25 protein-coding genes and 1 pseudogene are annotated in these 25,116 nt (G+C 44.7%); 14 read left to right on the forward strand and 12 right to left on the reverse strand.

All coding sequences use genetic code 11. The features are described from left to right. Together G3W54_RS03310 and G3W54_RS03315 are read left to right on the forward strand one after the other, a co-directional pair. On the forward strand, window positions 1–831 hold the full coding sequence (locus G3W54_RS03310) for a phosphodiesterase (protein ID WP_162651716.1): 831 nt from the start codon (window positions 1–3) through the stop codon (window positions 829–831). Window positions 832–927: 96 nt separating this feature from the next. Then, window positions 928–2,607 (forward strand): Na/Pi cotransporter family protein, encoded by a 1,680-nt coding sequence (locus G3W54_RS03315; protein ID WP_162651717.1) that lies wholly within the window; start codon window positions 928–930, stop codon window positions 2,605–2,607. Between the two features lie 156 nt (window positions 2,608–2,763). On the opposite strand, the gene G3W54_RS03320 is transcribed toward G3W54_RS03315, so the two are convergent. After that, entirely contained in the window at window positions 2,764–3,861 is a 1,098-nt protein-coding gene (locus G3W54_RS03320) for an alkene reductase (protein WP_162651718.1), read from the reverse strand. A 99-nt stretch (window positions 3,862–3,960) separates the two neighbouring features. Between G3W54_RS03320 and G3W54_RS03325 the strand changes: the two genes are divergently transcribed. Together G3W54_RS03325 and G3W54_RS03330 are read left to right on the forward strand one after the other, a co-directional pair. Beyond that, the gene (locus tag G3W54_RS03325) at window positions 3,961–4,878 is read left to right on the forward strand and encodes a LysR family transcriptional regulator (protein WP_162651719.1); all 918 of its coding nucleotides are present in this window, start codon (window positions 3,961–3,963) and stop codon (window positions 4,876–4,878) included. Between the two features lie 157 nt (window positions 4,879–5,035). Then, window positions 5,036–5,545, forward strand: coding sequence for a hypothetical protein (locus G3W54_RS03330; RefSeq protein ID WP_162651720.1), 510 nt, complete (start codon window positions 5,036–5,038; stop codon window positions 5,543–5,545). Between the two features lie 41 nt (window positions 5,546–5,586). On the opposite strand, the gene rfbG is transcribed toward G3W54_RS03330, so the two are convergent. Together rfbG and G3W54_RS03340 are read right to left on the reverse strand one after the other, a co-directional pair. Then, on the reverse strand, window positions 5,587–6,708 hold the full coding sequence (gene rfbG / locus G3W54_RS03335) for a CDP-glucose 4,6-dehydratase (RefSeq protein ID WP_244627818.1): 1,122 nt from the start codon (window positions 6,706–6,708) through the stop codon (window positions 5,587–5,589). A gap of 248 nt (window positions 6,709–6,956) precedes the next feature. Further along, entirely contained in the window at window positions 6,957–7,805 is an 849-nt protein-coding gene (locus G3W54_RS03340) for a LysR family transcriptional regulator (protein ID WP_162651721.1), read from the reverse strand. A 95-nt stretch (window positions 7,806–7,900) separates the two neighbouring features. Here G3W54_RS03340 and G3W54_RS03345 point away from each other — a divergent pair, with 95 nt between their 5' ends. Next, complete coding sequence (locus tag G3W54_RS03345) at window positions 7,901–8,188, forward strand: hypothetical protein (RefSeq protein WP_162651722.1); 288 nt, start codon at window positions 7,901–7,903, stop codon at window positions 8,186–8,188. A 13-nt stretch (window positions 8,189–8,201) separates the two neighbouring features. After that, window positions 8,202–8,873, forward strand: coding sequence for a hypothetical protein (locus G3W54_RS03350; RefSeq protein ID WP_162651723.1), 672 nt, complete (start codon window positions 8,202–8,204; stop codon window positions 8,871–8,873). A 123-nt stretch (window positions 8,874–8,996) separates the two neighbouring features. Here the strand turns inward: G3W54_RS03350 and G3W54_RS03355 are convergent, their stop codons facing one another. The 6 genes from G3W54_RS03355 to G3W54_RS03380 form a co-directional block, all read right to left on the reverse strand. Next, window positions 8,997–9,551 carry an NUDIX domain-containing protein gene (locus G3W54_RS03355; protein WP_162653536.1) on the reverse strand — a complete coding sequence of 185 codons (555 nt, stop codon included), beginning with the start codon at window positions 9,549–9,551 and terminating at the stop codon, window positions 8,997–8,999. Between the two features lie 243 nt (window positions 9,552–9,794). Next, window positions 9,795–10,448: a hypothetical protein gene (locus tag G3W54_RS03360; RefSeq protein WP_162651724.1), complete on the reverse strand. Its 654-nt coding sequence runs from the start codon at window positions 10,446–10,448 to the stop codon at window positions 9,795–9,797. 584 nt (window positions 10,449–11,032) lie between these two features. Then, window positions 11,033–12,553 (reverse strand): exopolyphosphatase, encoded by a 1,521-nt coding sequence (ppx, locus tag G3W54_RS03365; RefSeq protein WP_162651725.1) that lies wholly within the window; start codon window positions 12,551–12,553, stop codon window positions 11,033–11,035. 39 nt (window positions 12,554–12,592) lie between these two features. Continuing rightward, complete coding sequence (locus tag G3W54_RS03370) at window positions 12,593–14,863, reverse strand: RNA degradosome polyphosphate kinase (RefSeq protein WP_343162558.1); 2,271 nt, start codon at window positions 14,861–14,863, stop codon at window positions 12,593–12,595. 33 nt (window positions 14,864–14,896) lie between these two features. Beyond that, complete coding sequence (gene hdaA / locus G3W54_RS03375) at window positions 14,897–15,598, reverse strand: DnaA regulatory inactivator HdaA (RefSeq protein WP_162651727.1); 702 nt, start codon at window positions 15,596–15,598, stop codon at window positions 14,897–14,899. A 27-nt stretch (window positions 15,599–15,625) separates the two neighbouring features. Next, window positions 15,626–16,705, reverse strand: a complete 1,080-nt coding sequence (locus tag G3W54_RS03380) for an AI-2E family transporter (protein ID WP_174244238.1) — start codon at window positions 16,703–16,705, stop codon at window positions 15,626–15,628. Between the two features lie 292 nt (window positions 16,706–16,997). Here G3W54_RS03380 and purM point away from each other — a divergent pair, with 292 nt between their 5' ends. The 5 genes and pseudogenes from purM to G3W54_RS19345 all read left to right on the forward strand — a co-directional run bounded on the left by purM (window position 16,998) and on the right by G3W54_RS19345 (window position 20,190). Then, window positions 16,998–18,074 (forward strand): phosphoribosylformylglycinamidine cyclo-ligase, encoded by a 1,077-nt coding sequence (gene purM / locus G3W54_RS03385; RefSeq protein ID WP_162651729.1) that lies wholly within the window; start codon window positions 16,998–17,000, stop codon window positions 18,072–18,074. A 29-nt stretch (window positions 18,075–18,103) separates the two neighbouring features. Next, window positions 18,104–18,769: a phosphoribosylglycinamide formyltransferase gene (gene purN / locus G3W54_RS03390; protein WP_162651730.1), complete on the forward strand. Its 666-nt coding sequence runs from the start codon at window positions 18,104–18,106 to the stop codon at window positions 18,767–18,769. Between the two features lie 179 nt (window positions 18,770–18,948). After that, window positions 18,949–19,896 carry a pirin family protein gene (locus tag G3W54_RS03395; protein ID WP_162651731.1) on the forward strand — a complete coding sequence of 316 codons (948 nt, stop codon included), beginning with the start codon at window positions 18,949–18,951 and terminating at the stop codon, window positions 19,894–19,896. 14 nt (window positions 19,897–19,910) lie between these two features. Then, window positions 19,911–20,018, forward strand: a pseudogene (locus G3W54_RS19340) (hypothetical protein); the annotation flags it as partial. 70 nt (window positions 20,019–20,088) lie between these two features. After that, the gene (locus G3W54_RS19345) at window positions 20,089–20,190 is read left to right on the forward strand and encodes an N-acetyltransferase (protein ID WP_256366947.1); all 102 of its coding nucleotides are present in this window, start codon (window positions 20,089–20,091) and stop codon (window positions 20,188–20,190) included. Window positions 20,191–20,297: 107 nt separating this feature from the next. On the opposite strand, the gene G3W54_RS03405 is transcribed toward G3W54_RS19345, so the two are convergent. Further along, entirely contained in the window at window positions 20,298–20,729 is a 432-nt protein-coding gene (locus tag G3W54_RS03405; protein ID WP_162651732.1) for a glyoxalase superfamily protein, read from the reverse strand. Window positions 20,730–20,924: 195 nt separating this feature from the next. On the opposite strand from G3W54_RS03405, the gene G3W54_RS03410 reads away from it, so the two are divergent. Beyond that, window positions 20,925–21,470 (forward strand): GNAT family N-acetyltransferase, encoded by a 546-nt coding sequence (locus G3W54_RS03410; protein ID WP_162651733.1) that lies wholly within the window; start codon window positions 20,925–20,927, stop codon window positions 21,468–21,470. Between the two features lie 51 nt (window positions 21,471–21,521). Here G3W54_RS03410 and G3W54_RS03415 read toward each other — a convergent pair whose 3' ends face one another. Beyond that, window positions 21,522–22,502, reverse strand: a complete 981-nt coding sequence (locus tag G3W54_RS03415; protein WP_162651734.1) for a sterol desaturase family protein — start codon at window positions 22,500–22,502, stop codon at window positions 21,522–21,524. Between the two features lie 105 nt (window positions 22,503–22,607). On the opposite strand from G3W54_RS03415, the gene G3W54_RS03420 reads away from it, so the two are divergent. Beyond that, window positions 22,608–23,531, forward strand: a complete 924-nt coding sequence (locus G3W54_RS03420; RefSeq protein ID WP_162651735.1) for a LysR family transcriptional regulator — start codon at window positions 22,608–22,610, stop codon at window positions 23,529–23,531. 26 nt (window positions 23,532–23,557) lie between these two features. On the opposite strand, the gene G3W54_RS03425 is transcribed toward G3W54_RS03420, so the two are convergent. Further along, on the reverse strand, window positions 23,558–24,640 hold the full coding sequence (locus G3W54_RS03425) for a serine hydrolase (RefSeq protein ID WP_162651736.1): 1,083 nt from the start codon (window positions 24,638–24,640) through the stop codon (window positions 23,558–23,560). A gap of 172 nt (window positions 24,641–24,812) precedes the next feature. On the opposite strand from G3W54_RS03425, the gene G3W54_RS03430 reads away from it, so the two are divergent. After that, a complete protein-coding gene (locus tag G3W54_RS03430) occupies window positions 24,813–25,109 on the forward strand; it encodes a Dabb family protein (protein ID WP_162651737.1) in 297 nt (98 codons plus the stop codon). The last annotated feature ends 7 nt before the right edge of the window (window positions 25,110–25,116 follow it).

The following is a 25,116-nucleotide window of genomic DNA, read 5'->3' on the forward strand; positions in this document are numbered from 1 at the left end:
ATGACAAAATTCACTAAGATCATTCAATTATCTGACACACATATTGTTCGGGAAGGCACACTGGCTTATGGTGTTGTCGACACAGCTAAATATCTCGAACAAGCGGTTCGGGCGATCAATGAACGCCTCGAAAATATGGGTCCAATTGATGGGTTGGTTATCAGTGGTGACTTGACAGATTTTGGAACACCAGAAGAATACGAGCGATTTCAACGCCTTATCGAACCATTGACGTTTCCTACTGTTGTGATGCCCGGCAATCACGATGACCGCGAGGCAATGCGAGGGGCCTTTCAGTTTGAAAATCAATCGGGGCCATTAAATACGCACAGGATAATCGGGCCAGTTCATGTACTGGCGCTCGACAGTTTGGTCACGAGCAAACCACACGGTTTTCTAACCAATGAAACCCTTGCGTGGCTAAAGCAGAAACTGGCTGGCATAAACAACGAACCAATTATGGTTGCTCTGCACCACCCTCCTTTTGATACAGGCATTGAGCATATGGATTGCCAACGCTTACGAAACTCTGAGGAATTGTTGGACATATTGAACAATCACAAAGGTGCCAAACAGATTGTTTGCGGACATGTCCATCGCCACATCACGAGTTTTGACAACCGTTGCCCGGCCATCATAGCTCCCTCCCCCGCTCATGCAGTAGCATTAGATCATAGGAAAAACGGACCGTCTGATTTTACAATGGAACCAGGTGGAGTATTACTTCATACTTGCTCCAATGATGACATCTGTGGCGGCATGGGATATAGGTTCAGGTCCGAGTTTGTGCCGCTAGGAACCTTCGATGGACCCTACAGTTTTGGATTGTAAATTTCTGTAATGCCAGATCATTCAGTTTATGTTCCTTAATGAGGACAAATACATAAACTAGATATGTCTGATCTGTAGCCTGCAACAGGAGAAAAGATGCAACTATATATATTCGTTCTACAGTTAACAGCGGCGGTGATGTTGCTGCTATACTCTACGCGCATGGTTCGTACAGGGGTAGAACGAGCTATGGGGTCCTCGTTAAAAAACATCTTTATGCGAAGCAGGCGCGGTGTCATTCTCAATGTTTTTGCAGGTGTATCCGGTGCTGTGTTGCTTCAAAGTTCTACAGCTGTTGCTCTACTCGTTTCCGGATTCGCCGCAACCGGCGTTATGGGTGTAACGGGATCTTTAGCTGTTGTTCTTGGCGCAGATTTCGGGACTGCTATAGTGGTTCAATTCCTAAGCCTTAACCTTACGGCACTCATTCCTGTTTTTCTGGCAATTGGTGGGATATTGTTTCTCAAATTTGAAAAGAGAACAGTTAAGCAGATTGGCCGTATCTTAATCGGTATCGCCTTCATTCTCTTATCACTAAAAATGATTGGAGAAGCTACAACACCAATGAGGGAAAGCGCCTTTCTGCCAGCGGTCGTACAGTATTTGGGTGAAGATGCATTCACGGCCTTCCTTGGCGGCGCATTGCTGACATTTATTTTTCACTCCAGCGTTGCGGCAATCCTACTATTTGCAACATTTTGCGCCTTAGGTGTTTTGCCAGTTGCAGCCGGTATATCGTTAGTATTAGGTGCCAATGTGGGTGGAGGATTGATTGCGGTTTGGTTGACCCGTAATTCCCACATTAAGGCGCGACGTATCACTATTGGCAATCTGATTGTACGGGCAACAGGGGCAATCATCGTCCTCATCGCTCTGCAATTTTACTCCCTGCCCTATGACGTTTTAGGTGTTAATGCCGAGCGCCAGTTGGTCAATTTTCATTTTATTTTTAATGCCGGCCTCGTTTTGGCATTTCTGCCATTGATTGTTCCACTTGCTAAGTTAAGCAAACAGCTAATTGGGGAAAACGGACCTGTCGCTACCGATTTCAAACCAGCAAGCGCCCTTAAACGCGATACGCTGGACAATCCAAGTCTGGCATTAGCCTGTGCTACCCGCGAACTACTGCGAATGAGTGAGCAAATTGAAGTGATGTTTGCTCCCGTCATGGATTTTTTTGTTGTGCGTAATCCTGCTGAAGCGGAACGCATCCGCAAGATGGATGAGGAAATCAATCTGCATCATACAGACATCAAACTATTCATCGCAGAACTCAATCAGCGTGAACTTACAGCCGAGCAGGCTCAAAGAGGTATGGAGCTTATCAATATAACCATTAGCCTGGAGCATGTTGGTGATCTGATATCCAGAGATATGTTGAAAGTAGCATCTTCCATTCATGATAAGGAACTAAGCTTTTCCGAGGAAGGATGGAATGAACTGACCAGCCTTCACAATCGAGTAAGTACCAATATTCAACTGGCTCTGAATGTCCTTATTTCTGATGATCTGGAATCTGCAAGGCAATTAATCAGAGAAAAAGAGATTGTGCGTAATTTGGAAAAACAAAGCCATGACAAACATCTGAACAGGTTAAGTAGTGGTGCACGAGACAGTATCACTACAAGTGATATTCATCTGGAAACAATTCGAATTTTGAAAGAAATAAATTCACGTTTTGTGACTTTTGCATATCCAGTTTTAGCTAATTGTGGAGAACTGCTTGATAGTCGGTTAGCCGAGGGAGAAACAGCCCCTCAAAGAGGCGTTTTATAACTAAATCAGTCGTTATTCCCACTTCGATAACCGTAAAATATCACGTTATTCAACACCCGACCAAAGACTCACTCCATGATGACGAGTTAAAGCAGCATTCAATATAGCTTATATAACTGCGCCATACTTTCTCAGGCGCAGTTATATCATTTCTCTTTATGCGTTCTCAACCTCTTTAGCAGTGTAATCGGTATAGCCTTCCGCTCCACCGCCATAGAACGTTTCAGGGTTCGGCTCCGTCAAAGCTATTAGGTTCTCATAGCGTTCAACAAGATCGGGATTTGAAATGTACGGGGTGCCGAATGCCACGGCATCAGCTGCATTGGAAGATAATGCATCCTGTCCTGTTTCCTGGTTGAGCGAACCGTTTAAGATCATTAATCCATCATAAGATTCTCGCAGAGCAGGCGCGACAGGCGGAAGACCGGCAACCATTGAGTTACCGCTATCCAGTGCTGGTTCAAGAACATGCAGATAAGCCAAGTTACGTTTTATCAATTGCCTTGCTGCATGGGTAAATAATGCTTCAGGATTGGTATCTTTGATCCCAAACATTGCATTGGTGGGCGAGAACCGTATGCCCACTTTTCCCGCACCAATTTTGGCAATGATAGCGTCAACAACTTCCAGCAAGAACTTGCAACGATTTTCAATGGAACCACCATATTCATCGTCACGTTGGTTGGTACCATCACGCAAAAATGCATCTATCAGGAAATTATTTGCGGCATGTATTTCCACCCCATCTAACCCAGCGTCAACCGCACGGCGGGCGGCATCGGCGAATGCGGAGACGGCTTCTTTAATCTGAGATATGGACATAACTTCAGGGATTTCAAAGGCAGTCGGAACACCTTCACTATTGGGAAGCATACCCTCTGCCGGAATTGCAGAAGGCGCCAGCGCTTGTTGCCCTTGAATACTTTCGCGTAACACAGCGCGGCCCATATGCCAGATTTGCATAAAAATTCGCCCACCTTTTGCATGAACAGCCTTAGAGACTTTAGCCCATCCTTCCTGTTGCTGATCTGTGTATATACCTGGTGCACCCGGCCAACCATGACCTCGCGGGTGAACAGCCGTTGCCTCCGTAATGATTAAGCCAGCGCTCGCCCTTTGAGCGTAGTATGTCGCAACAAGTTCATTTGGAATGCCTTCCGGCCCAGTGCGCGCACGTGTCATCGGGGCCATGAATATACGGTTTTTAAGGTGATAATCGCCCAATTGAATGGGGTCGAAGAGTGTTACAGTCATCAGTTTTTCTCCGTAGAATTTCTATGATGACAATATTGCTTTTTCTGCATGGATACACTATCCGTTGTTTTTGCAAATAACTATTACTGGATAGTAATAATGAATTCTGATGGACTAACCGAATTTCTTGCCGTTGTACGTTCAGGATCATTCACGCAAGCGGCGAATGTTCTAGGTGTCTCGGTAGCCCATGTTAGTCGACAAGTCGCTCGTCTGGAGGAACGATTAGATACTAAGCTGCTGCAGAGAAATACCCGTTCTATCCACCTGACTGCACCTGGGAAACTATTACGTAAAAGCTCTGAGAAAATCGCTGATGATCTGGAAGCAGCTTTTTCCGAGGTTTCCAGTGCACAACGTAATTTGGAGGGTCGCTTACGGATTGCTTCGCTTTCGGGTTCATTTGCAGATCATGTCGTCAGCCCCGCAGTGAATGAGCTGGCCACCCAACATCCCAATATAGAAATTGAAATAGATTTCAATCCACGTCAGGTCGATATACTAAGTGAAGGGTATGATATTGCGATCCGCGCAGGCCCTATGCAAAGCAGTGGCTTAATAGCAAGGCTGCTTTCATCAAGAACAAAGGTTGCGGCCGCATCGCCCGAATACTTGTCCAAATACGGCGTACCTGCGCACCCAAGTGAATTGAAGAGGCATCAGTGCATATTGACACATTCCAATTCATGGCGGTTTTCAGAAAATACGAAACCTCTGGATGTAGCGGTATCTGGCCGATTAAGGTTAAATTCTGGAACAGCCATCCTTGATGCCTGCTCGCGCGGATTAGGGGTTGCCTACATGGCCGTTGGTGGTTTTGAAAATGCGCTGTCGCTGAGTAGGCTAACGCCAATTTTGGGTAGTTTTTGGTATACCGAACCATCAATCCACATTGTTCGGCCAGACCGCAGATTTACGCCACGTCGCGTGGAGGCTGCTATTGAAATTCTTGAAGCTTTTGCAAAGCGGGTCGAAACAAAAGAAAATCAATTGGTATCGGCTCTTCGCCGGTACTAATTGGTTTTGATATCAATGCTTTAAAGGCCCAACGAGCGAGAATTGATACATATCAATACCAGTTATTCAAATCCCTTCTAGAATACCCTTAGTATAAACATTAATCAGATGCTCTAATGAGAAATACTACGAGATAAGCTTTTAATTGGAGTCGAAAATGAACTTAGAGGTGGATGAAATGAAAACACTAATGCTCTATTATTCACGCACTGGCACGACTGCCAAGGTTGCAAGAACACTGGGACTTGCGCTTGATGCGCAGATTGCAGAAATAAAGTGTTCACATTATCGTTCAAACTGGCTTGGTTATCTGATTGCCGGATACGACAGCGTTAAAGGAAACCTCCCCCCAATCGAGGTTCCTGATCTTTCGTGGAAGAATTATGATTTGGTGATTTTGGGTGCGCCGATCTGGACAAGTTACGCCGCTTTACCATTACGTTCATTTTTGTCACAAAAACCGGATCTGCCAAAACGAGTTGCTCTGTTCTTAACCCATGGCAGCCATTCACCAGCTCAAAAAGCAGTAGATTTTGTGTCGAGCTTGTTGCCAATCCCACTGGAAGGTGTTCTTGATTTACCACAAAGTCAGATTACCAAAGACCAATTTTCCGATCAGATTGACGGGTTCGTCGAAAAACTGACAACACCAACCGTAGTAACCTAAACCCATTTATGGGTGGGCTACACAACCTTTCAAAATGCACCCTAAACCCAGCTTAGACCCTTGGCTTGGGCCAATTTTTCATACTGGTGAATTTGTTGAACGGTTAAATCGTACATGTTCACGCTGCCATTTAGATCCTTTTGGTACCAATCCGCTATAAACTTCACGGCCTCAGAATAATCCAAATTTGCTTCCCAATTCAAATGATGCATTGCCTTTTCACAATTGAGTTTTAGAAGTGTCGCTTCATTAAAAAGTCGATTTTCTGCAATTGTGAATGCATCAGCGTCATCTTTAAACCCCCAGTGTTGAGCAAAATCTTTTAGCAACTGCAATACTGTGCGGTTCTCCACATCTTTTGGACCAAAGTTAAATGGCTCTCCATGCAAGTCAGCCCGACGACCTAATTCAGCCGCAAGATGCAGATAACCGCTCAGAGATTCAAGTACATGCTGCCAAGGGCGGATGGCATTTGGGCTACGAATCTCGACCGGCTTTCCGTCAGCCCAAGATTTAATCATATCAACGACAATGCGATCCTTAGCCCAGTCTCCACCACCTATTACATTTCCTGCGCGACCAACTCCCAACCGGATATTGTCATTTTGCCCTGCTTGAAAAAATGATGACAGATATGATTTGATGATGAGTTCTGCCGCACCCTTGGAACCGGAATATATGTCCTTGCCACCCATAGGCTCAATCTCGCGATATCCCCAAATCCATTCCTTATTATCATAGCATTTATCACTGGTAATAAACATTGCAATACACCGATGATCCAGGTCTCTTAACGCTTCTAATAGATTAGCCGTCCCAACAATATTTGTGGTGATCGTGTCTATAGGATCAGCATATGAAACCGACACAATAGATTGTGCGGCGAGATGGAAAACATAATCAGGTTTCTCTTCCACGATAATTTTTCGCATGGATGTTAGATCACATATATCACCAATCACATGGGCAATTTTCTGTTCCAAACCTAATGTTTCAAACATAGACGGGTTTGTAGGAATATCCTTCGAATAACCGATTATATTTGCACCTAAATGCAACAGCCAAGTGGTCAGCCACGCCCCCTTGAAGCCTGTATGACCGGTTATCAAAACCTTCTTTTTGTTAAAAGCACCACCGAAGGAACTTAACTCCAAATTTTCCAAGTTACATCTCCCTCATCCCACATGGAGGTCAAAATTATCTTATCCTCAAGAGGGCCGATGCAATCTTGCATAAGTGCCAACATCTTCCAGGTTGACGGCCAAGCCAACGTCATTATCTCTCTTTTTTTCGCTTGCATGGCAAATAAGTAAACACCTGGACGGATATGATCAATCACAATTGATTTTGCCTTGTGGAAAATCCAATCTCTGGCGCGTACTTCCACATGAGATCATTCTAGCGAAGAGTTTTATTCAGTTCCCTCAATAGAAGGTCTAATGCGAATTAGGCGTTCTGCGATAAAATCGGCTACTGCTCTTACTCTTGGTACGGTGCGGAGGTCTTTATGAACTAGCAGCCAAAGATCTAAATCTGGTTTTGGTTTCGTGGAGTCAATTCTTTGCAAACCCGCATGATTATCTCCCACAAAACAAGGCAATACACCAACACCCAATCCGGCGGCTAATAGCTCGGCCATGGCCAAAAGTCCATTTGCTTGGATCGAGACATCCACATCTCCTGCAAGTTGATGCGCAGGATCATAATCAAAACCGACCCAAGTATCGGGCGAAGGACGAACAGCAAGATATGAAGACGCCGCATACACACAAAGCGGGCTTTTAGCTATGCATCTACCATACGCGCTATCTGGCGGATTTTTAGTCAGGCGCAGCGCTATATCGGTTTCATGCGTATTTAAGTTAACTAGCTTGTTTGACAGTAAAATTTTAAGCAAAATTTGCGGATATAACTCCCGAAAGTCTTGCAAAGCGGGAGCAATCAATATCGTTGCGATGGCTTCTGGCAGCGAGAGCGTGACCGTACCATCAAGCTTGCGGTCAATGGATTGCACACGCCGCTCCAAATCGAACACGTTCGCTTCGGTTGCTTTTGCCAAAGGTAAAATTGATCTGCCAGCATCAGTTAAAACATGTCCAGTAGGTAAACGCTCAAACAAGATGGTGCCAATCTCATTTTCAAATGCGTGAATACGGCGCGTCACCGTAACGTGGGTGAGTTCCAGCAAATCTGCAGCCCCACGTATTGTTCCCGCATCAACCAGCGCCAAAAATATCTTGATATCGTCCCATTGCTTCATTGGTACATATATGTTCCGATTTGGTAATATATTGGTATCTATTCTATATGATAAATCGAGATTAATAAAGAGCTCCAGCAATTAAAGGAGCCAAAATGATATACAACTTATCTCTCAAGCAAGCCGACGTACCAGACCCACATAATGGTGATGTTAATTTAGGGCTTCATCACGAAGGCGCGGAAATTGCCAGCATTGATCTACATTGGGATAACACTCAGTTTACCGGTCGGTTTAATGGCTTTGCACCAGACCTGCCCACAAAAGCGCACCCTATGGCTTATATCAAAGCGGCCATTGATGCGATTTACAACGCCAAAGTCACACCAGATGAGCCAATTTCCAGCGTTTTTGGGCGCAGCCCTCTTCAAATCGACGTCTAATCAGGAGAAACTTATGAAAATAGTATTACTGTCCGTTGTCACACTTTTAACCACGAGCGTAGCGCAGGCTCAAACAGCACTTTATCTTTCAATTCCTTCCGTTTCGGATGCAACATTGTCGAGCTGGGATGCCGAAGTTAGCTCTGTCTTTTCTAGTGCGGGATGTGAAATTAACCGTTCCGGGAAAATTGGTGGAGCGCTGGGACCGTTAGCGTGGCCTGAACTCAATACATTCCGCCTCTATCAATGCAATGAAAGTGTTTTGACTGCTCTAGTTGAAGCTGGCGTGACAGATAAACTAACCAGCGGCTCACGCCAACCAGTATTAGTAGAAGGTGACTTGGTGACAATGGATGCACCAATGCCAACTGTTACTGCTGAATACATCATCAAAGTCTCCTATTACAGCGACACTGACGGAACCTTGCGGGATAAGGATCTTGTTGCATTAAATACAAAAGTATCTTCAAAAAAAGGAGTCTGGCACACGGAGGGCGTACTCATCCCATCAAAAACCGTAGGGACAATTCGCCCAGATGAGTTGACATTTCTATTCTATGATAGCTCTGATATTGCAAACAAATTTCGCGATGAACACCCTGAAATCCTTGAAATGATAGGTCAGTTTAATGGCGCCCACTTAACATCTTTTCTATACCTTGGCGCGACCATCTCTGAAAATTAGAGTTGTGATTTGGTGAGCGCGTAAGCTTTTGCACTTTCATAATATAAATCAGCCGCCCAAGATTAAACTTTGGGCGGCGATGAAACTTTCTCATTTAAATCACAAACTAGATGGAATTGATCCTTATAGCGCTGTTGTCATTTTCTGTATCATTAGTCGCTGTAAAAGTATGACTGTTTTGGCATCGCAGATCTCACCATTTTCAATCATGTCCATCGCATCTTTGAGCGGAACATGTATCACTTCGATATCTTCACCCTCTTCAATGAGCCCTCCTCCGACAGAGGCCCGCTCATTTTCAGAGTAGCTCCCTTGAAAAAACACAAGATATTCAGTGACTGAACCGGGGCTCATGTAAAGATCGAATATATGTTCGAGAGTAGCGATTTCATAGCCTGTTTCTTCAATCAGTTCTACCCGCATGCGCTCCGCAGCTTCTGCACCATCTAGCAGCCCTGCAGGGGTTTCTATTAGGGAGGTTATACCGCCGTTCAAAAATGCAGGTAGACGAAACTGCCGTGTGAGCAACACGCAATCAGTCGCTGAATTATAAAGAAGGCAGGTTGCGCCATTTCCCCTGTCGTAGGCTTCACGGGTTAAACGTTGCCACTCTCCGCTACGACGTTTCAAGTCGTACTCGTGCTTGGTCAACTTACCCCAATCATCTGCCAAAACCATCTGATTGATAGAACGGAACACCGCTGGCTTGCTCAAATTGGCGACTCCTTCATTGAAATAAATTCCTGCCCAAAATCACAGAGAATCGTGGTCACGCAGCTAAAACTAAGCCATGGACGAGAGTTATGGTTGTTGTCAATATTTGAGAAACTCTGAGGGTTATAACGGGGAGTAAAATGTGCACTGTCAGAAAATACCAGGAACAATACCTTTGTTTAATTGGCTATTACTCGCAAAATTGACCTAACCGGATCGATGAACGGGGACGGTAACTTCGACGGTAGCCAGCAGGCCAGATATGAGCAGAAGCTCCTCCTGCGGTGTGATGCTGGCTGTATGGGTGAACACCCAATCATGTGTGATCATCAATTTCTTAAGCCGACCCAAGAAGCTTGGCTTTCCTGAACGACGCCTATCGCACGCCCCGCTACCGCGCTCTTCACGTCGGATTGCACCGATTTCAGTTCCATCTTCAATACATGAATAAGCATCTGGCCAACTGCCCAATGCTGAGCGCAAAATACCTTCGCCTATCCCTGTTTGATCACAGATGTCAAACTTACGTCCTTTGGATGTCGTCAGTTGCCAACCTGATTTCATTTTATTGCCTGCACTTATATTGCCAACGCGCTTGTTATCCACATCATCTAGTTCCCATGCTGTTCCCTGAAGATTGGCGACTGAAAGGAAACCGATATTCAAACCATCATGGTGAAAGCGCGTTACGCCACGCAAGAAGGACTTTTCTATATCGCAGGTCAAGAAGGGTTTTACTGTGTCTTTAAGACCTTGTCCGTGTGTTATTTCGTATCTGCGACGCACGCCTTTAGGCAAAGCTTCGCCAGTAGAATCTTGGCTTGTAACTTGCATAAATCTTATGGTCTGAAATTTCTGCATATAATCTGTCCAAGAGAAAAACTTTCGCAAAGTATCACCACTTTACTGCCACTTATCAAGTAACTGACTGGTTCATCGTCCTAGTTGATAAATAAATCATGAATTAAAAATCAACAAATGCAGCAATCTTTTCTATGGCTTGTTCCGCTTCTGGTATATCCATCTGCATAGGCCTTGCACCCAAACGACTTAAGGCCAAAGTTAACAGTTCTCAGCGATGTTAAAATTCACGCAAAGACTATAATCAGCTTTGACAGCTCAGACAGTTCACTCGGCACGGCGCAATAATTTGCTGCCATTTTGTTCCACCAACACAACAATCAAAACATCTGTTGCCAATATGTTTTTGATTTACTGATTATTTACCGATTGCACCTATTTTTCGCTGGCATCCTTAGATACCACCGACGTGAAATAACATTAAATAACTCAGATAAGCCTTTCAAATAATTATATCTTTATGAAGGCACGTACATTTTCGTGCAACACTTTATCTGATACATTATGAATCTGAATCTATTTGTTAGAAAATTAAGCTAAGCTATTTATTTATATCAGTAATAATCTAAACAATACATATCTAGCTAGATGATCTTAATTTCAATTTTTTTATCAACCAATCTTTCCAATTGTGCTATTCGATTGGCAAGGCGCTCGCCCAAAAAGTCGCTCATACTCTTTGGAACACACAGATAGATATCTGCATCGCTTTTCTTATCTGCAAGTTTGAACATCAGCTTGGGGATCGCGCCCTGCACGGAAGCTGAAAACAGGTACAAAACACGCAAGATCGCGCCGAGCAACTTTGCTCTGAAAACAAAATCCGGCGTCGCAACATCTATGAGGCTGCGCGACACGCCATCATCAGAAAGCCCTTCATATCGGTAGTAATTCGTCAGCGCGATATATACTCTTCCCGGATGCGAGACACTCGCAAATGATCCGTTGGAGATGATGTTAAGTGCCTGAAGTCCGCGGTAATCAGGGTGCGCACGCCAGCTAATATCAGCCAGATAACATGCAGCAGCGCGATAGCGAGAATTCTCTTTGTTCTCTTTTATTCCAAAAACTGGAAATGCACTTTCAGTAAAATCAACGAGTTCTTGTGCATGGATGGGAGAGCGAGCACGGAGGATTGAAAATTCTCGCGACACTTCCAGCAAAGGGTCTAGGTCAGCATTTTTCTTATCAAGCAAAGAGTAGAGATATCCTTCGCGAACACCCTGCGCTGAAAAAGCAATTCGCTCCGGTTTCATTCGCTTTAAAACTTCTTGCATTGTCAAAGCGCCAAAAGGCATCAAGTTTCGTCGATTTTTGGAAACAGCTCTGAGCGTATCCTTCTCAAACTCATCAAGAGCGAGAACATCATCGAGAAAGTCCATCATCTCGGAATATCCGATTTCATAGCCTTGCATCATATGCATGGGATAATCTGTCGCTTCCATGTGCAACTTCGCGATAGCTCGCCATGTTCCGCCTACGGCATAAAACTGTCGTCCCTTTCCGGCTGATAACAAATCAACCTTCGATATATGCGATTTTGCAATTTTGCGAGCTTTGTCCAGATCCCCACCAGATTCATCTTGCAACCGCAAGCCACCAAGCGGGAGTGTAATACCTTTTTGATCCTTCTTATTGATATCGACCAATTCAAGAGATCCGCCACCCAGATCGCCTACGATGCCATCAGGATTATAAACTCCGCTTATCACACCAAAGGAGGCGAACTTTGCCTCTTCCTCACCGGTCAGGACTTTAAGTTTGCATTTGAGCGCTGCTTCTGCATCTTTGATGAAGGCAGGCCCATTTGTTGCGTCGCGTGCAGCGGCAGTTGCTAAAACGTGAACGTCTTCTGCGCCAACTTGATCGCATAATCTTCTAAATCGATAGAGTGTCTTAATTGCGCGCTCAACGCCTTCTGGGTCCATCTGACCGGTCGTTGCCACACCTTTGCCAAGTCCGCACAGTGCTTTTTCATTAAACAGAATATTAGGAGAACGCAAAAGGCCTTCGTATATAACCAAGCGAACAGAATTCGACCCGATATCAACTACAGCAACGGGTCTTATCCCGGGCAAGCGCCCTTGAGCTTCCGATTCAACCATTCAAAACTAGTAACTTAATGATTTCAATCTGCCAAGAGTTTAATGATTGCGTTCTGCCAGGAGGCTTGCAATACGCTTTGGTGCACTAGACTTAAGCGCGTCTCCGCGGCCCGAAAGGCTTGGATTCGTCATAAAATATTCCTGTGCATTAAATGGTTCTTCACCCGGCTTCACCTCCATCCGCTTCGACGTACCATCAGACAAGATCTCATATGACTGCTGATTATCACTTAGATTCGCCAACATAATTTGCGAAACAACCTGTTCATGAACAGTCTCATTGGTCACGGAAACAAATGTTTCAACACGGCGATCTAGGTTGCGTGGCATGAAATCTGCCGATCCGAAGAATACAATTGAATTCTCCGATGGCATAGCATTACCGTTGCCAAAGCAGATAATGCGACTGTGCTCTAAGAAGCGTCCAACGATGGATTTGACCCGAATACGGTCCGATAGCCCGGGCACCTGCGGGCGCAAGCAGCAAATACCACGGATAACCAAATCGATCTCAACGCCCAGCTGACTGGCATGATAAAAAGCATCAATGATATCAGGATCGACCAATGAATTCATCTTTGCCCATATTGCGGCAGGCCTGCCAGCTTTGGCATGCTCTACTTCGACCTCAATATGTTTCAAAATTGTCGGGCGCATGGTTCGAGGCGATACAGCAAGACGCGTGACGCCTTCAGGCTCACCATAACCAGTAATATAATTAAACACTTGACCAACATCATGACCAATTTCAGGATCACAAGTAAAGTAAGAAAGATCGGTGTAAATTTTTGCTGTAATGGAATGGTAATTACCAGTACCGAGATGACAGTATGAGGTCAGTTTGCCTTCTTCCTTACGCACCACCAGCGACATCTTAGCGTGGGTTTTAAGTTCCACAAAACCAAATACTACCTGCACGCCTGCGCGTTCCAAATCTCGCGCCCAGCGGATATTTGCCTCTTCATCAAACCGCGCTTTAAGTTCGACAAGCGCGGTCACAGATTTGCCAAGCTCAGCTGCATCCATCAATGCGCGTACGATTGGGCTGTTGTTTGACGTTCGATAGAGTGTTTGCTTGATGGCAAGCACATCAGGATCACGCGCAGCTTGGCGCAAGAACTGCACAACCACATCAAAACTCTCATAGGGGTGATGGATCACCAAGTCTTTTTCACGAATGGCAGCAAAGCAATCCCCACCATGTTCACGAACACGCTCAGGAAAACGGGCATTATATTCGTGAAATAGTAGATCGGGTCGTTTGATTTTCGTAAGTTCTGAAATCGTGTTAAGCGCCAACAATCCGCCAAGTACGGCTACGCCGTCTTCTCGCACATCCAGCTCGTGTATCACGAATTCACGCAAGCTCTCCGGCATTTCATCATCAAATTCGACACGGATAACCGACCCACGACGACGACGCTTAAGTGCGCTCTCAAAATAGCGCACCAAGTCTTCAGCCTCTTCCTCAATCTCGATATCACTGTCACGAATAATGCGGAAAGTACCGGCACCATAAATATCATACCCCGGGAATAGACGTGTGATAAACTGACTGACGACATCTTCAATTGTAATAAAACGGGTTAGGCCATCAGACGATGGAAGGCGAATAAACCGGTTCAATGCTGTGGGCAGGCGCAACAACGCGATAAGCTGCTCTTGATCAACTTTCCGCACCAAGCGTAAACACATAGAAAACCCTAAGTTCGGGATAAAGGGAAACGGGTGAGCCGGATCAATTGCAAGCGGGGTCAAAACAGGAAAGATTGATTCCAAAAATTCATTTTCAAGCCATTTGGTATCTTCAGCACTCAGATTATCGGGCCTGACAATCCAGATATTCTCGGCTTCCATAAGCTTACGCAACTCGGCAAGCGAGGCATGCTGGCTGTTTTGCAGCTCGCACGTGACGGAAAAGACTTTATCAAGCTGTTCTTGTGCGGTGAAACCATCTGGTGATGGCACTTGGATATTCTCACGAACTTGACCCTCAAGACCAGCCACACGCACCATGAAAAACTCATCAAGGTTTGCAGCGGAGATCGATAGAAAACGCAAACGTTCAAGAAGCGGGTGCGCCTCATTAAAAGATTCTTCAAGCACACGGTGATTGAACTGTAACCATGAAAACTCACGATTAATGAAACGCGACTGATCTTCAAACCACTCAGCACCAACTTGTGTTGCGTTGTCCAATTCGTCTTTTGTCGTTTCTTTGTTCATATTCCCGCCACTAATAAATTTAAACTCGCACATCGCACTGTAGGATGTTCGACCGACCATCGGATGCGCATAACAGACGAACATGTCATCTCAATGACAATATATAATTATGCTTGACTATTCCATATCCGTTTCATGTAATTCAAATTCTGCCAACACATCAGCGGCAATTGAGCGGCTGATGGGAACCTTCTTGGAAAGAGTTAAATGATCCATTCGCTCTACAATTTTTTGTGCAACAGCAAGCGATCGCTCCATACGCAAAACTAGGTAATTTACAATTTTTTTGTCAATTTCAATCTGTCTATCGGCGAACAATTTGAAAATGACTTGTGTAAGCAACGCCTCGTCTGGCTCGCCTATTTCTACAACAGTTGCAGATCGAATGCGCGATGAGAGGTCAGGCAATTTGATAGACCATGATGACGGCCAGGATCGTGATGTAATAAGAATGCTTGATTGTGCTTCCTTAACAGCGTTTAGCAGATGAAAAAATTTTGTTTCATCAATGCCTTGCCTGTCCAAATCTTCCAGCAGGATCGGGCTTTGTTTGCTGAGTGTAACTATCTCGTCTGTCGTAGCAGAAAACTCAACTTCCTGCGCACCCGCTTTCTCGCGCCAAACATGGGCAATATGAGATTTTCCAGACCCTGTTGGTCCTGCCAAAATTACGATGTGCGACGGCCAATTTGGCCATAGATCAAGCACCGAAACGGCGGCTTTCACTGAAGCCGTTTCGATCAAATCATCGCGTCCCCTCGATGAAGAGATGTCAAAGGATAATGGTATTTGATTAGGCGTATCTTTAACCAAGAGCAAACCGCTTTTTGGGGTTAGTAAGTAGCTTTAAGAAGCGCTTGATTCAGCATCTGAATCCGCTTCTTGTATTTCTTTATCAGCTTGATCACCTTTGTAAAGATCGCTGTCGAGATAACGTTCCAGTGCAAACCGAACCAAAACGCCCACTGCCGCTGCTGCGGGAACCGCAATCAACATACCCACAAAGCCAAATAATGCCGCAAATGCAAGCAACGCAAACATTAACCAAACAGGATGCAAACCAACACGCTCGCCCACAAGTTTTGGCTGTAGAATATTGCCTTCCAGAAACTGCCCTGCAAAGAAGATCGCAGCAACAACCAAAACCATTATATAATCAGGCCAGAATTGAACGAGTGCAACGCCCACTGACAGAACCAGACCAACTATTGACCCAACATAGGGTATGAAGCTAATCAGCCCGGCAAATAATCCAATCAACAGCCCAAAGTTCAGATCAGCCAGTGACAGCGCCACGGCATAAAAAATGCCAAGAATTATACATAAACTGCCCTGCCCGCGAACAAATCCAGCGATCGCATAATCCATCTTCCCTGCAAGTTCCCGCACGGTTGTCACATGATCGCGCGGTATCCAGCTATCGACCTTTTCCATCATATCGTCCCAATCAAGCAACAGATAGAAAGCAACAACCGGTGTAATGACAAAGAGCGATGCGATATCAACCAGCGCTTTACCTGAATTCCATATCTGCTGGAATAGTTTGCTTAAAAAACCCGCACCTTGAGCAAGTGCGGAAGAAAGATTTTCCTTGATTGTCACTGCTTGGGAGGAAATCCACTCTGGTAACAACCCGCTTTCCGATGTTATTAGCTCCTGCAAGCTGACAGCATATGCTGGCAATCGTTCAATAAATTCAGATGCTTGGGTTACTAAAACCGGAATGATAACCATCAATGAGAGTAAAAACAGCAATACAAAAACGGCAAGGATAGAGGCAGTTGCCCAAAGTCGTGAGAAGCCCCAAGTCTCCAATTTGTCAGCGACCGGGTCAAGAAAATACGCTAGCGCCATGCCCACGATGAAAGGAAGGAGGACGGAGCTAAAAACGACGAGAAACAGTATAAAAACTGAAAGCGCAATCATCCAAAAGATCGCTTGTCTACGGATTGTCTGAGCCGAAATATGGGTAACCACGTCTATGTCTCCAATTATTCAGCGCAAGCTCTACAAATTACTTTCCGCTGTTACATTATGCTATGCATTCAAATCATTTGTTGAATATATAGGGCTTGTTTATGCAATAGCAAAGCTTATTGAAATACCAGATGGAAACGTGCGGTTAAAAAGAACCTTGAATTATAGGCTCAAAAGCTTGCGCTATTGGCATTTGCATGTCATCTGAACCTCATAATGACATGGATAGGGATCTAACGTTGTGACTGACAAGAAAAATGGCCTGACCTATAGTGATGCTGGCGTTGATATCGATGCAGGCAATGACATGGTTGAAAAAATCAAGCCGTTGGTAAAATCAACACGTCGCTCTGGCGCTGATGGCGAAATTGGTGGTTTCGGCGGTCTGTTTGACCTTAAGGCCGCTGGATTTAAAGACCCTCTCCTTGTGGCTGCAAATGATGGTGTAGGCACAAAACTTCGTGTCGCCATCGAAGCAGGTGAACATAAAACAGTTGGCATTGACCTTGTTGCGATGTGCGTCAATGATCTGGTTGTGCAAGGCGCTGAACCTCTTCTTTTTCTTGATTATTTCGCAACGGGACAACTTGATCCTGAACAGGGATACGACATTGTATCCGGTATTGCTAAAGGGTGTCAGGATGCTGGCTGTGCCTTAATCGGTGGCGAAACGGCTGAGATGCCGGGCATGTACCACGGCAATGATTATGATCTTGCAGGCTTTGCCGTTGGCGCGTGCGAACGTGGTGAATTACTGCCAAGTGAAGAATTGCAGGAAGGCGATGTCCTGTTGGGTCTTGCCTCTTCTGGCGTTCATTCAAATGGCTTTTCGCTCGTGCGCCGAATTGTTGAAATGAGCGGACTTGCCTATAGCGATGCAGCACCATTTGGCAACGCCTCCGATGAACAGCATACTTTAGGTCAAGCATTACTTGAGCCGACAAAAATATACGTCAAACCACTGCTTGAAGCGATCAAGACGACAGGTCATGTCAAAGCTATGGCGCACATTACCGGTGGTGGCTTCCCAGAAAATATTCCGCGGGTTTTGCCAGATAATTTGGCAGCAAACATCGATCTATCGGCCATCAATGTTCCTCCAGTCTTTTCATGGCTATCAAAAACAGGCGGTGTTGAAGTCAATGAAATGCTGCGCACATTTAACTGCGGCATAGGCATGATTGTTGTTGCAACAGCAGAACACGCAGATGACGTTACGCTAGCCCTTGAAGGTGCAGGAGAACTTGTAACAAAACTTGGCACGATTACTGCATGTCAAGATAAAGACGTCGTCTATAGCGGCAAACTCAAGCTTTAATTATCAGCGCAAACGAGGACGCAACGGTAATGGTCAATCAAAGTGACAAGAACAAAAAAATTGGCATTTTGATCTCTGGCGGCGGCACAAATATGCAAGCGCTGGCACAGGCCTGCCTTGAGGCCGACTACCCTGCCGAGGTCAAACTCGTTATATCTGATAAAGCAGATGCTGGAGGGTTAGCGCGCGCTGAAAAACTGGGCATTCAAGCAATTGCCATCCCTCGCAAAGACTTTGACAGCAAAGCCGCACACGAGACTGCGATCCTTACAGCGCTTGGTGACGCCAATCTCGATTTTTTATGTCTTGCCGGGTATATGCGACTTTTATCAGAAGATTTCATCAAAGTCTGGCAGGGTCGGATGATCAATATTCACCCTTCGATACTGCCTCTATTTGCCGGACTTAATACACATCAGCGTGCGATTGATGCAGGTTGCCGCGTTCATGGTTGCTCGGTTCATTTTGTGACAGCGGGAATGGATGAAGGTCCGATTATCAGCCAAGCCATTGTGCCAATTCTGCCAGATGACAATGCAGATACACTTGCCGCACGGGTCATCAAAGTTGAACATCAATTATATCCAAGATGCCTTAAACTCTTAGCAAGTGGCGACGTAAAGATGGATGATCATGAACGTGCTATCTTTGGTAAAAATATCAAAATAGATGCTGATCAACAATTGATTTCTTAACTCACCTCCGTCACGAAAGTTGCGCACTACGCAATAAAACTCATATTTTCTCTGTATATCTACATTAAACCGGACTATTATTTCAATTTTTGCACTAAACAATATTAGTTTTGCATAATTGACCGTGACTGTATCAAGTCCTTATTGTTCTTCCATCATGATCAGAAAAGGAATGGATGATGAGTTGGAACCCCGCACTTGAACCGCATTGCCCCACCACCGAGAATGCTGACAGTATTGAGACAATCATCGTCCCACGCACACGCGATATCGGCGAGTTTGAAGTACGGCGCGCGCTTCCGGCGGCTGGTCGACGAATGGTCGGACCATTCGTATTTTTTGATCAGGTTGGGCCGGCAGAATTTCTAACAGGACAAGGTATTGATGTGCGCCCTCACCCGCATATCGGCCTTGCAACAGTGACCTATCTTTTTGATGGTGAATTCCAGCATCGCGACAGCCTTGGCACAAATCAGATGATCAAACCTGGCGAAGTTAACTGGATGGTATCTGGCAACGGCGTCACACATTCTGAACGGACCAGTGAAGCGACCCGTCTTGGAAAATCAAACCTATTTGGTATCCAAACATGGGTTGGATTACCCGAACAACACGAAGATGATCCAGCAAGTTTTGAACACCGGTCGGAAGAAGCCCTACCCTTCCTGCAAAGCGAGGGTAAAGAAGTTCGCCTTATTTTAGGCGATGCATGGGGTGAACACGCACCAGTTTCAACCTTTTCAGAGATGTTTTACGCTGACGCAATACTCGAACCACATGCGCAAATCCCGTTACCTGACAATCATGAAGATCGCGGTTTGTTTATAGTATCCGGCAGCGTGGAGGTGGCAGGACAAAGTTTTGAAAAAGGCCAGATGATGGTGTTTAGACCGCAAGATAAAATCACCATCAAAGCAGGATTAATTGGCGCGCGATTTATTCTGCTAGGTGGCGAAACACTCAATGGGCCCCGACATATCTGGTGGAATTTTGTATCCTCTTCGAAAGACAAGATAGAAGCTGCAAAACAAGCATGGATAGAAGGGGCTAAAAATGGATATAGTGAACAGGGACGTTTTCGATTACCACCCGGTGATGATCAAGAATTCATTCCCATTACGGTGTAGTTACAGGAAATAATATGGAAATCACACTTGAAGAAAACGGCACAAATGGACGATATGTGCATGTTTTTGATAATGGTTCAGAAGCAGAACTTAATTTTCAACTTCGTCATAATGTAATGATTATTAATCATGTTGGCGTTCCCACCCAGCATCGCAATCATGGCCTTGCGGCAAAACTGGTGAAAAAAAGCGATAGAAGATGCAAAGGAAAAACAGTTAAAAGTTCAACCTGTCTGTCCCTATGCCGCGGCTCAGTTTCGCCGCCATCCCGAATGGTCTGATCTTCTACAATAGACTGACATATTCCTACAACATCGTAGTAAAACGCCGAGCACTAAGTGTTATTGATTAATCGTCAAAGCCTCTCCAATTTCTCAGAGAGGCTTCATTTTGGTTTATTATCACATTTGCAAAATCATATGCGGTTGACCATCAGAGGTTTTATCACTGCTCTGACCATTATCATTGAGCGTAACGTTAACTCTTGATCTAAAATTGCTCATACCTTCAAATTTCACCACATCAACGGGCACATCAAATTTGATAGTAAGCCCATAGCGATTTTCCTTTGATAGCTTCTGCAAGCCAACAATTTCGCCTTCAAATGCCTGTCCCAGATAGGTTCCGCGAACCGCATCGCCAAGTGCATAGGGCACAGGCGCACTGTTACCTGCAATGGCATGTAGCGTATTCCAATCTCTGTACCCAAGCTGATTAGCAAGCGTTTCCAATGACTTGCTATGGGATATAACATGACCTTCACTCGCCAAAGAACGGCGTAAGGCTTTAGCCTGAGTTTTCAATTCGTCTATTGTGTAATGCTGATTATGCATTTCATACCTCTTTCAAGTATGACAGAAAAAGCTGGTGCTCGCATTGCCAACGGACTGTCCAAATTTGAAAGTCGGTTGCATATTAGATACTGAACTTCACCATGGCATAAACCAGCGAGCGGCAGGCATCAGCGACCCTACAATTGCTAAATAGGTTATGTTAAGATGGATATCAAGGGGTAGGGATTTCTGAAAATGAATAAAGAGATCATTGAAACAAAGCGGTTGCGATTGAGACGGTGGCAGATGGGTGATTTGATTTACCTCGTTCCATTACTGACTGATATCGATGTCATGAAATTTAGCGCCCATGGCCCGCTTCGCCCCACAGAACTAGAAACATGGCTCCAGAACACAATTGCACAAACATCTGCCAAAACCTCTTTTGGAATGCGGGCTATTGAGCGCAAATCAGACAATATTGTGATCGGATATGTCAATATTTCAAAGGATTTAGATAGAATAGAACCGGGTGATGTTGAACTGGGGTTACGCTTAGCCAAAGAATATTGGCAACGCGGACATGCTTATGAGGCGGCAACCGCAATGATTAATCTAGCCTTCGAAGATAAGACCATTTCAAGGGTCGTTGGAATTGTTGACCCAAGTAATGTGACATCAATCAACTGGCTCAAAAAACTAGGGATGACATTCGAGCGCGACATAGAGTTCGAAGGTTACGACCATCCCGACCATCTGTATACCATGTTGGCCATAGCCCCGTCCTTACCTACATCCTAAAAATATCTCAATTGACGTTCTACAGATCTCTTCTAGGTAATCCTGCTACTCTTACTTACTCATGAACTGTTTTCGCCGCTCCTTCATACGATCATTTGCAGCCGATGTTCCATCATGGAATGACCCGAATAATTTGTCCCATGGGATTTCCAGTGAACCATAATTACACTCGAAATAACGATGATGCATCTGGTGATGAAATGTACCAAGTTTCAATCGATTTTCATCTTTAATAACAAGACCTTCGAACCCGGTGTGGGTTGTTGCTGCCGTAAGCGAATAATACTGCAAATGAAAAAGAATGTGCACAGGGTGGGCAGCTACGATCCAATGGATCAGGACTGTTCCAAAATAGATGATATGTTCGACCGGATGCATGGACAGTCCAGACCAAGGCCCGACATTAATATTTCGGTGATGCAGAGAATGGATATGTTTATATAAAAAAGGCACGTGCAACAGTCGGTGAATCCAGTAGAAATAAAAACTTTCCCAAACCGGGATCAATAAGAACAAAACCACAAACCAAACAGGATGATCTGCCCACATCAGCATCGGCGCATAGCCATTGGCCATGGCCCAGAACATGAGCACTTCATAAGCTGTCCAGACCAACACTCCACTACCCAATGTCCAAAACATATTGTCTTTAATCTGACCACCCAAAGTAAATTGCTTACCGTCTTTCATCAGGGGTCGTGGATCATATTTCAACCGCTGCCCCTGTTTGGTGAAAGTGTAGAAATATAAGTGCAGTCCACCTGCAACAAGCGACATCAAAACCAAATTTCGGATGTACATTTCAGCGATCCACCCGATCGCGAATGTCCTGACGTCCTCTATCGGTGGCTGAAACCAATAGAAAGATACAAATGCTATCCCGACGATAATCAGTTTTTCCGTGATCAAAAACCAGGAATTCCAAACCCAGGTCATCATATCTAATGGCCTGAGCGGCCACGTGAAGAATGGAGATACTTTTATTGGAACAGCGGGAACATGGTTCCAGCCTTTCAAAGGTTCGTTAGACATAAGATCACCTCAAGCTTGAATTGCCTTGCAAACAAATTTGACAGATTAGCATTCATATGAAAAACAGTTTATTTGCTGTAACTAAATCTGAAAATCAGAGGTAAAATGTTGATATCACTTAGAGCCATGGAGTATTTCACCGCTGTTATACGTCACGGCAGCATTGCCAAAGCCGCTGTTGAGTTGAATATTGCAGCATCTGCGGTATCCACAGCGATAGATCAGGTTGAAGCTTCTTTTGACCTAACGCTGATCACACGGCAGCGTTCTCGCGGTATTAAAGCAAATGCAAACGGGCTAGCAGTTGCTCGAAAATTCGAACGATTATTGGAAGATTATCGATCTGTAATTGCAGAAGGCGCCGACCTGAAACAGGCACTAAGCGGTAATTTACGCATAGGCTACTATGCGCCGATTGCACCAGCATTTTTACCAAAAATCCTGTCATCATTCGTGCCGAAAACCAACGACATCTCTCTCGACATTGAGGAGTGTGATAATGATAGCGCTCAAAACGGACTGCTAAATGGTCAATATGATGTTATCTTGTTTGTCAGCGAAGGTGCCCGCCCCTCGATTGAATTTGACATATTGGTTGAAGCGCCAGCTTATTGCCTTCTATACGAATCTCACTCATTGGCGACAAGAAGCAGCGTCACTATAGCTGAGATTGCACGCGAGCCACTTGTCGTTTTAAAACGTCCTGTCGCGTCAACTTACTATCAAAATCTATTTGATGAACTTGGCCACGATCCCAAGATCGCTGCTTATGCAAATTCGACCGAGATGGTTCGCAGTCTTGTGGGAGCTGAACATGGATGCGCCATACTTAACATGCTTCCGCAAACAGCAACCAGCTATGCTGGAGACAGGCTTGTTGGTTTGCCAATTTCCGACCCTTTGCCAGCTTTATCTCTGGCAATTGGATATGATAAAACACGACCTCGCCGACTGGTGCGGCATTTCGTCGAAGCTTGTCGAAAGCATTTTTCAATTGCTGGACCAGAACGCTGTACCGTTGAGAGCTAATAAGCATTTACCGCTTACGGCGCGCTCTATTCCAGATTTTCAATCAGAACCTTGTGTGCGGCACCCAAGCCTGACCGAGTATGGGAAAATTTATTATCGCTTTTTAGCCAGCGAAGCGTACTTAAATATGAGTTTCCGGTGAAATTACGCTCGATAATAGTGATATCGCGTACTGGGTCTATCAGCATAAAATGACCACCATAGCCATCGGTCCAGATCCTGCCATTTTTGCTATCTAACCACCACAAATACCCAGCACCATCATAGACTGTATATTTTATATGATTATCCGTTAGATCACTATGTTGTGCAGTTGAAAGCGCGATCCAATCTTGCGAAACGATTTGTTTTCCGTTCCACCTCCCACCTTGCGCAATCATAGCGCCAATTCGAGCAAAATCGCGCGTACTTAGATACATATAATATTGCAAATGAAGAGTGTTTTTGCTCGGCCAGAACCAAGGGTCTCCCATAATAACGTTATCGGCGTTAAAATCCTGCATACCTAATGGCTTGGCTAAATAGGTATCCATAAATATGCCAATCTGATAACCGGTTTCCTGTGTGAAGATTGTGCCCAACGCATTGGCATCAAAATTGTTTGAGAAAAAATATTCATTCGGCTTATGTTGTCCGCGCTTCGGACGATCTGTAATCTGGCTGTCATGTTCACCAGCAGCAGGAAGATAAATACCTGACCGAAACATCAAAAGATCACGAATAGTTGCTGTTTTTTCTTGTTCAGTCAGAGGCGTTACTTCATCAATTGCCAATTCATGAAGAGTTTTGTCCAAATCAATGAGGCCTTTATCGACTGCGATACCATAAAGAATACTCAAAACTGACTTCCGCATGGAGTGTGTGTTCATAATTAAGTCAATTGGCCCATCTTCAAAGATGACTTTTTCTCCTCTCAATATCATTCTGGAGCGTATTCGGTCCCCCGCTTTAGGTGCAGGCCAAACAGCCTCGATAGCATCTGAATTGAACTTCGCACGATCCAGCTCTGTTTGACTGGCCGGCTCTGGATTTGAAACCCGAGGCAATGCTGCAATAACAACCACCGCAATGAGAATGAACATGGAAGAAAAAAACACACGTTTTAGCATGACGAAACACCCTATCACTTATTGTTCCACCTATATTGGATGTGCATCAGTTGATTACAATGAAGGATTTTAAATAGATGCGGCATATTGGTAATACGCCCTATTATGCATGTCATTGACAGACAGTCAGCGTATGATAAATCCGACCTGATTTACTGAGTTAGGAAGAAACATGATTAGACATATCGCTTTGTTTAGTGCGAAAGACCCAAAACATATCGATCTTATTGCGAAAACCTTGGCTGGATATTCTAAGATTCCGGGTGTTAAAAATTTTGAAGTTGGCAAAAACCGCAAGATAGACGCACTCGAAAACGATGTGGATGTCATCCTTCATGCACAATTCGAAACCGAAGCCGATTTAGATGCCTATAAAGCACATCCTATTTATTTAAATGGTATTGAAGTGGTTCGGCCAATTCGAGAGCTTAGAATTGCAGTTGATTATGATAGCTCAGATATTGTGTGATATTAGA

This window comes from Lentilitoribacter sp. Alg239-R112, assembly GCF_900537175.1.
Classification (GTDB): Bacteria; Pseudomonadota; Alphaproteobacteria; order Rhizobiales; family Rhizobiaceae; genus Lentilitoribacter.

Excerpts from the sequence above, each read along its gene's own strand:
- G3W54_RS03310 (WP_162651716.1), top strand. The coding sequence starts at position 1 with ATGACAAAATTCACTAAGATCATTCAATTATCTGACACACATATTGTT.
- G3W54_RS03315 (WP_162651717.1), top strand. The coding sequence starts at position 928 with ATGCAACTATATATATTCGTTCTACAGTTAACAGCGGCGGTGATGTTG.
- G3W54_RS03320 (WP_162651718.1), bottom strand. The coding sequence starts at position 3,861 with ATGACTGTAACACTCTTCGACCCCATTCAATTGGGCGATTATCACCTT.
- G3W54_RS03325 (WP_162651719.1), top strand. The coding sequence starts at position 3,961 with ATGAATTCTGATGGACTAACCGAATTTCTTGCCGTTGTACGTTCAGGA.
- G3W54_RS03330 (WP_162651720.1), top strand. The coding sequence starts at position 5,036 with ATGAACTTAGAGGTGGATGAAATGAAAACACTAATGCTCTATTATTCA.
- G3W54_RS03340 (WP_162651721.1), bottom strand. The coding sequence starts at position 7,805 with ATGAAGCAATGGGACGATATCAAGATATTTTTGGCGCTGGTTGATGCG.
- G3W54_RS03345 (WP_162651722.1), top strand. The coding sequence starts at position 7,901 with ATGATATACAACTTATCTCTCAAGCAAGCCGACGTACCAGACCCACAT.
- G3W54_RS03350 (WP_162651723.1), top strand. The coding sequence starts at position 8,202 with ATGAAAATAGTATTACTGTCCGTTGTCACACTTTTAACCACGAGCGTA.
- G3W54_RS03355 (WP_162653536.1), bottom strand. The coding sequence starts at position 9,551 with ATGGTTTTGGCAGATGATTGGGGTAAGTTGACCAAGCACGAGTACGAC.
- G3W54_RS03360 (WP_162651724.1), bottom strand. The coding sequence starts at position 10,448 with ATGCAGAAATTTCAGACCATAAGATTTATGCAAGTTACAAGCCAAGAT.
- ppx (WP_162651725.1), bottom strand. The coding sequence starts at position 12,553 with ATGGTTGAATCGGAAGCTCAAGGGCGCTTGCCCGGGATAAGACCCGTT.
- G3W54_RS03370 (WP_343162558.1), bottom strand. The coding sequence starts at position 14,863 with ATGTTCGTCTGTTATGCGCATCCGATGGTCGGTCGAACATCCTACAGT.
- G3W54_RS03380 (WP_174244238.1), bottom strand. The coding sequence starts at position 16,705 with ATGATTGCGCTTTCAGTTTTTATACTGTTTCTCGTCGTTTTTAGCTCC.
- purN (WP_162651730.1), top strand. The coding sequence starts at position 18,104 with ATGGTCAATCAAAGTGACAAGAACAAAAAAATTGGCATTTTGATCTCT.
- G3W54_RS03395 (WP_162651731.1), top strand. The coding sequence starts at position 18,949 with ATGAGTTGGAACCCCGCACTTGAACCGCATTGCCCCACCACCGAGAAT.
- G3W54_RS03405 (WP_162651732.1), bottom strand. The coding sequence starts at position 20,729 with ATGCATAATCAGCATTACACAATAGACGAATTGAAAACTCAGGCTAAA.
- G3W54_RS03410 (WP_162651733.1), top strand. The coding sequence starts at position 20,925 with ATGAATAAAGAGATCATTGAAACAAAGCGGTTGCGATTGAGACGGTGG.
- G3W54_RS03415 (WP_162651734.1), bottom strand. The coding sequence starts at position 22,502 with ATGTCTAACGAACCTTTGAAAGGCTGGAACCATGTTCCCGCTGTTCCA.
- G3W54_RS03420 (WP_162651735.1), top strand. The coding sequence starts at position 22,608 with ATGTTGATATCACTTAGAGCCATGGAGTATTTCACCGCTGTTATACGT.
- G3W54_RS03425 (WP_162651736.1), bottom strand. The coding sequence starts at position 24,640 with ATGCTAAAACGTGTGTTTTTTTCTTCCATGTTCATTCTCATTGCGGTG.
- G3W54_RS03430 (WP_162651737.1), top strand. The coding sequence starts at position 24,813 with ATGATTAGACATATCGCTTTGTTTAGTGCGAAAGACCCAAAACATATC.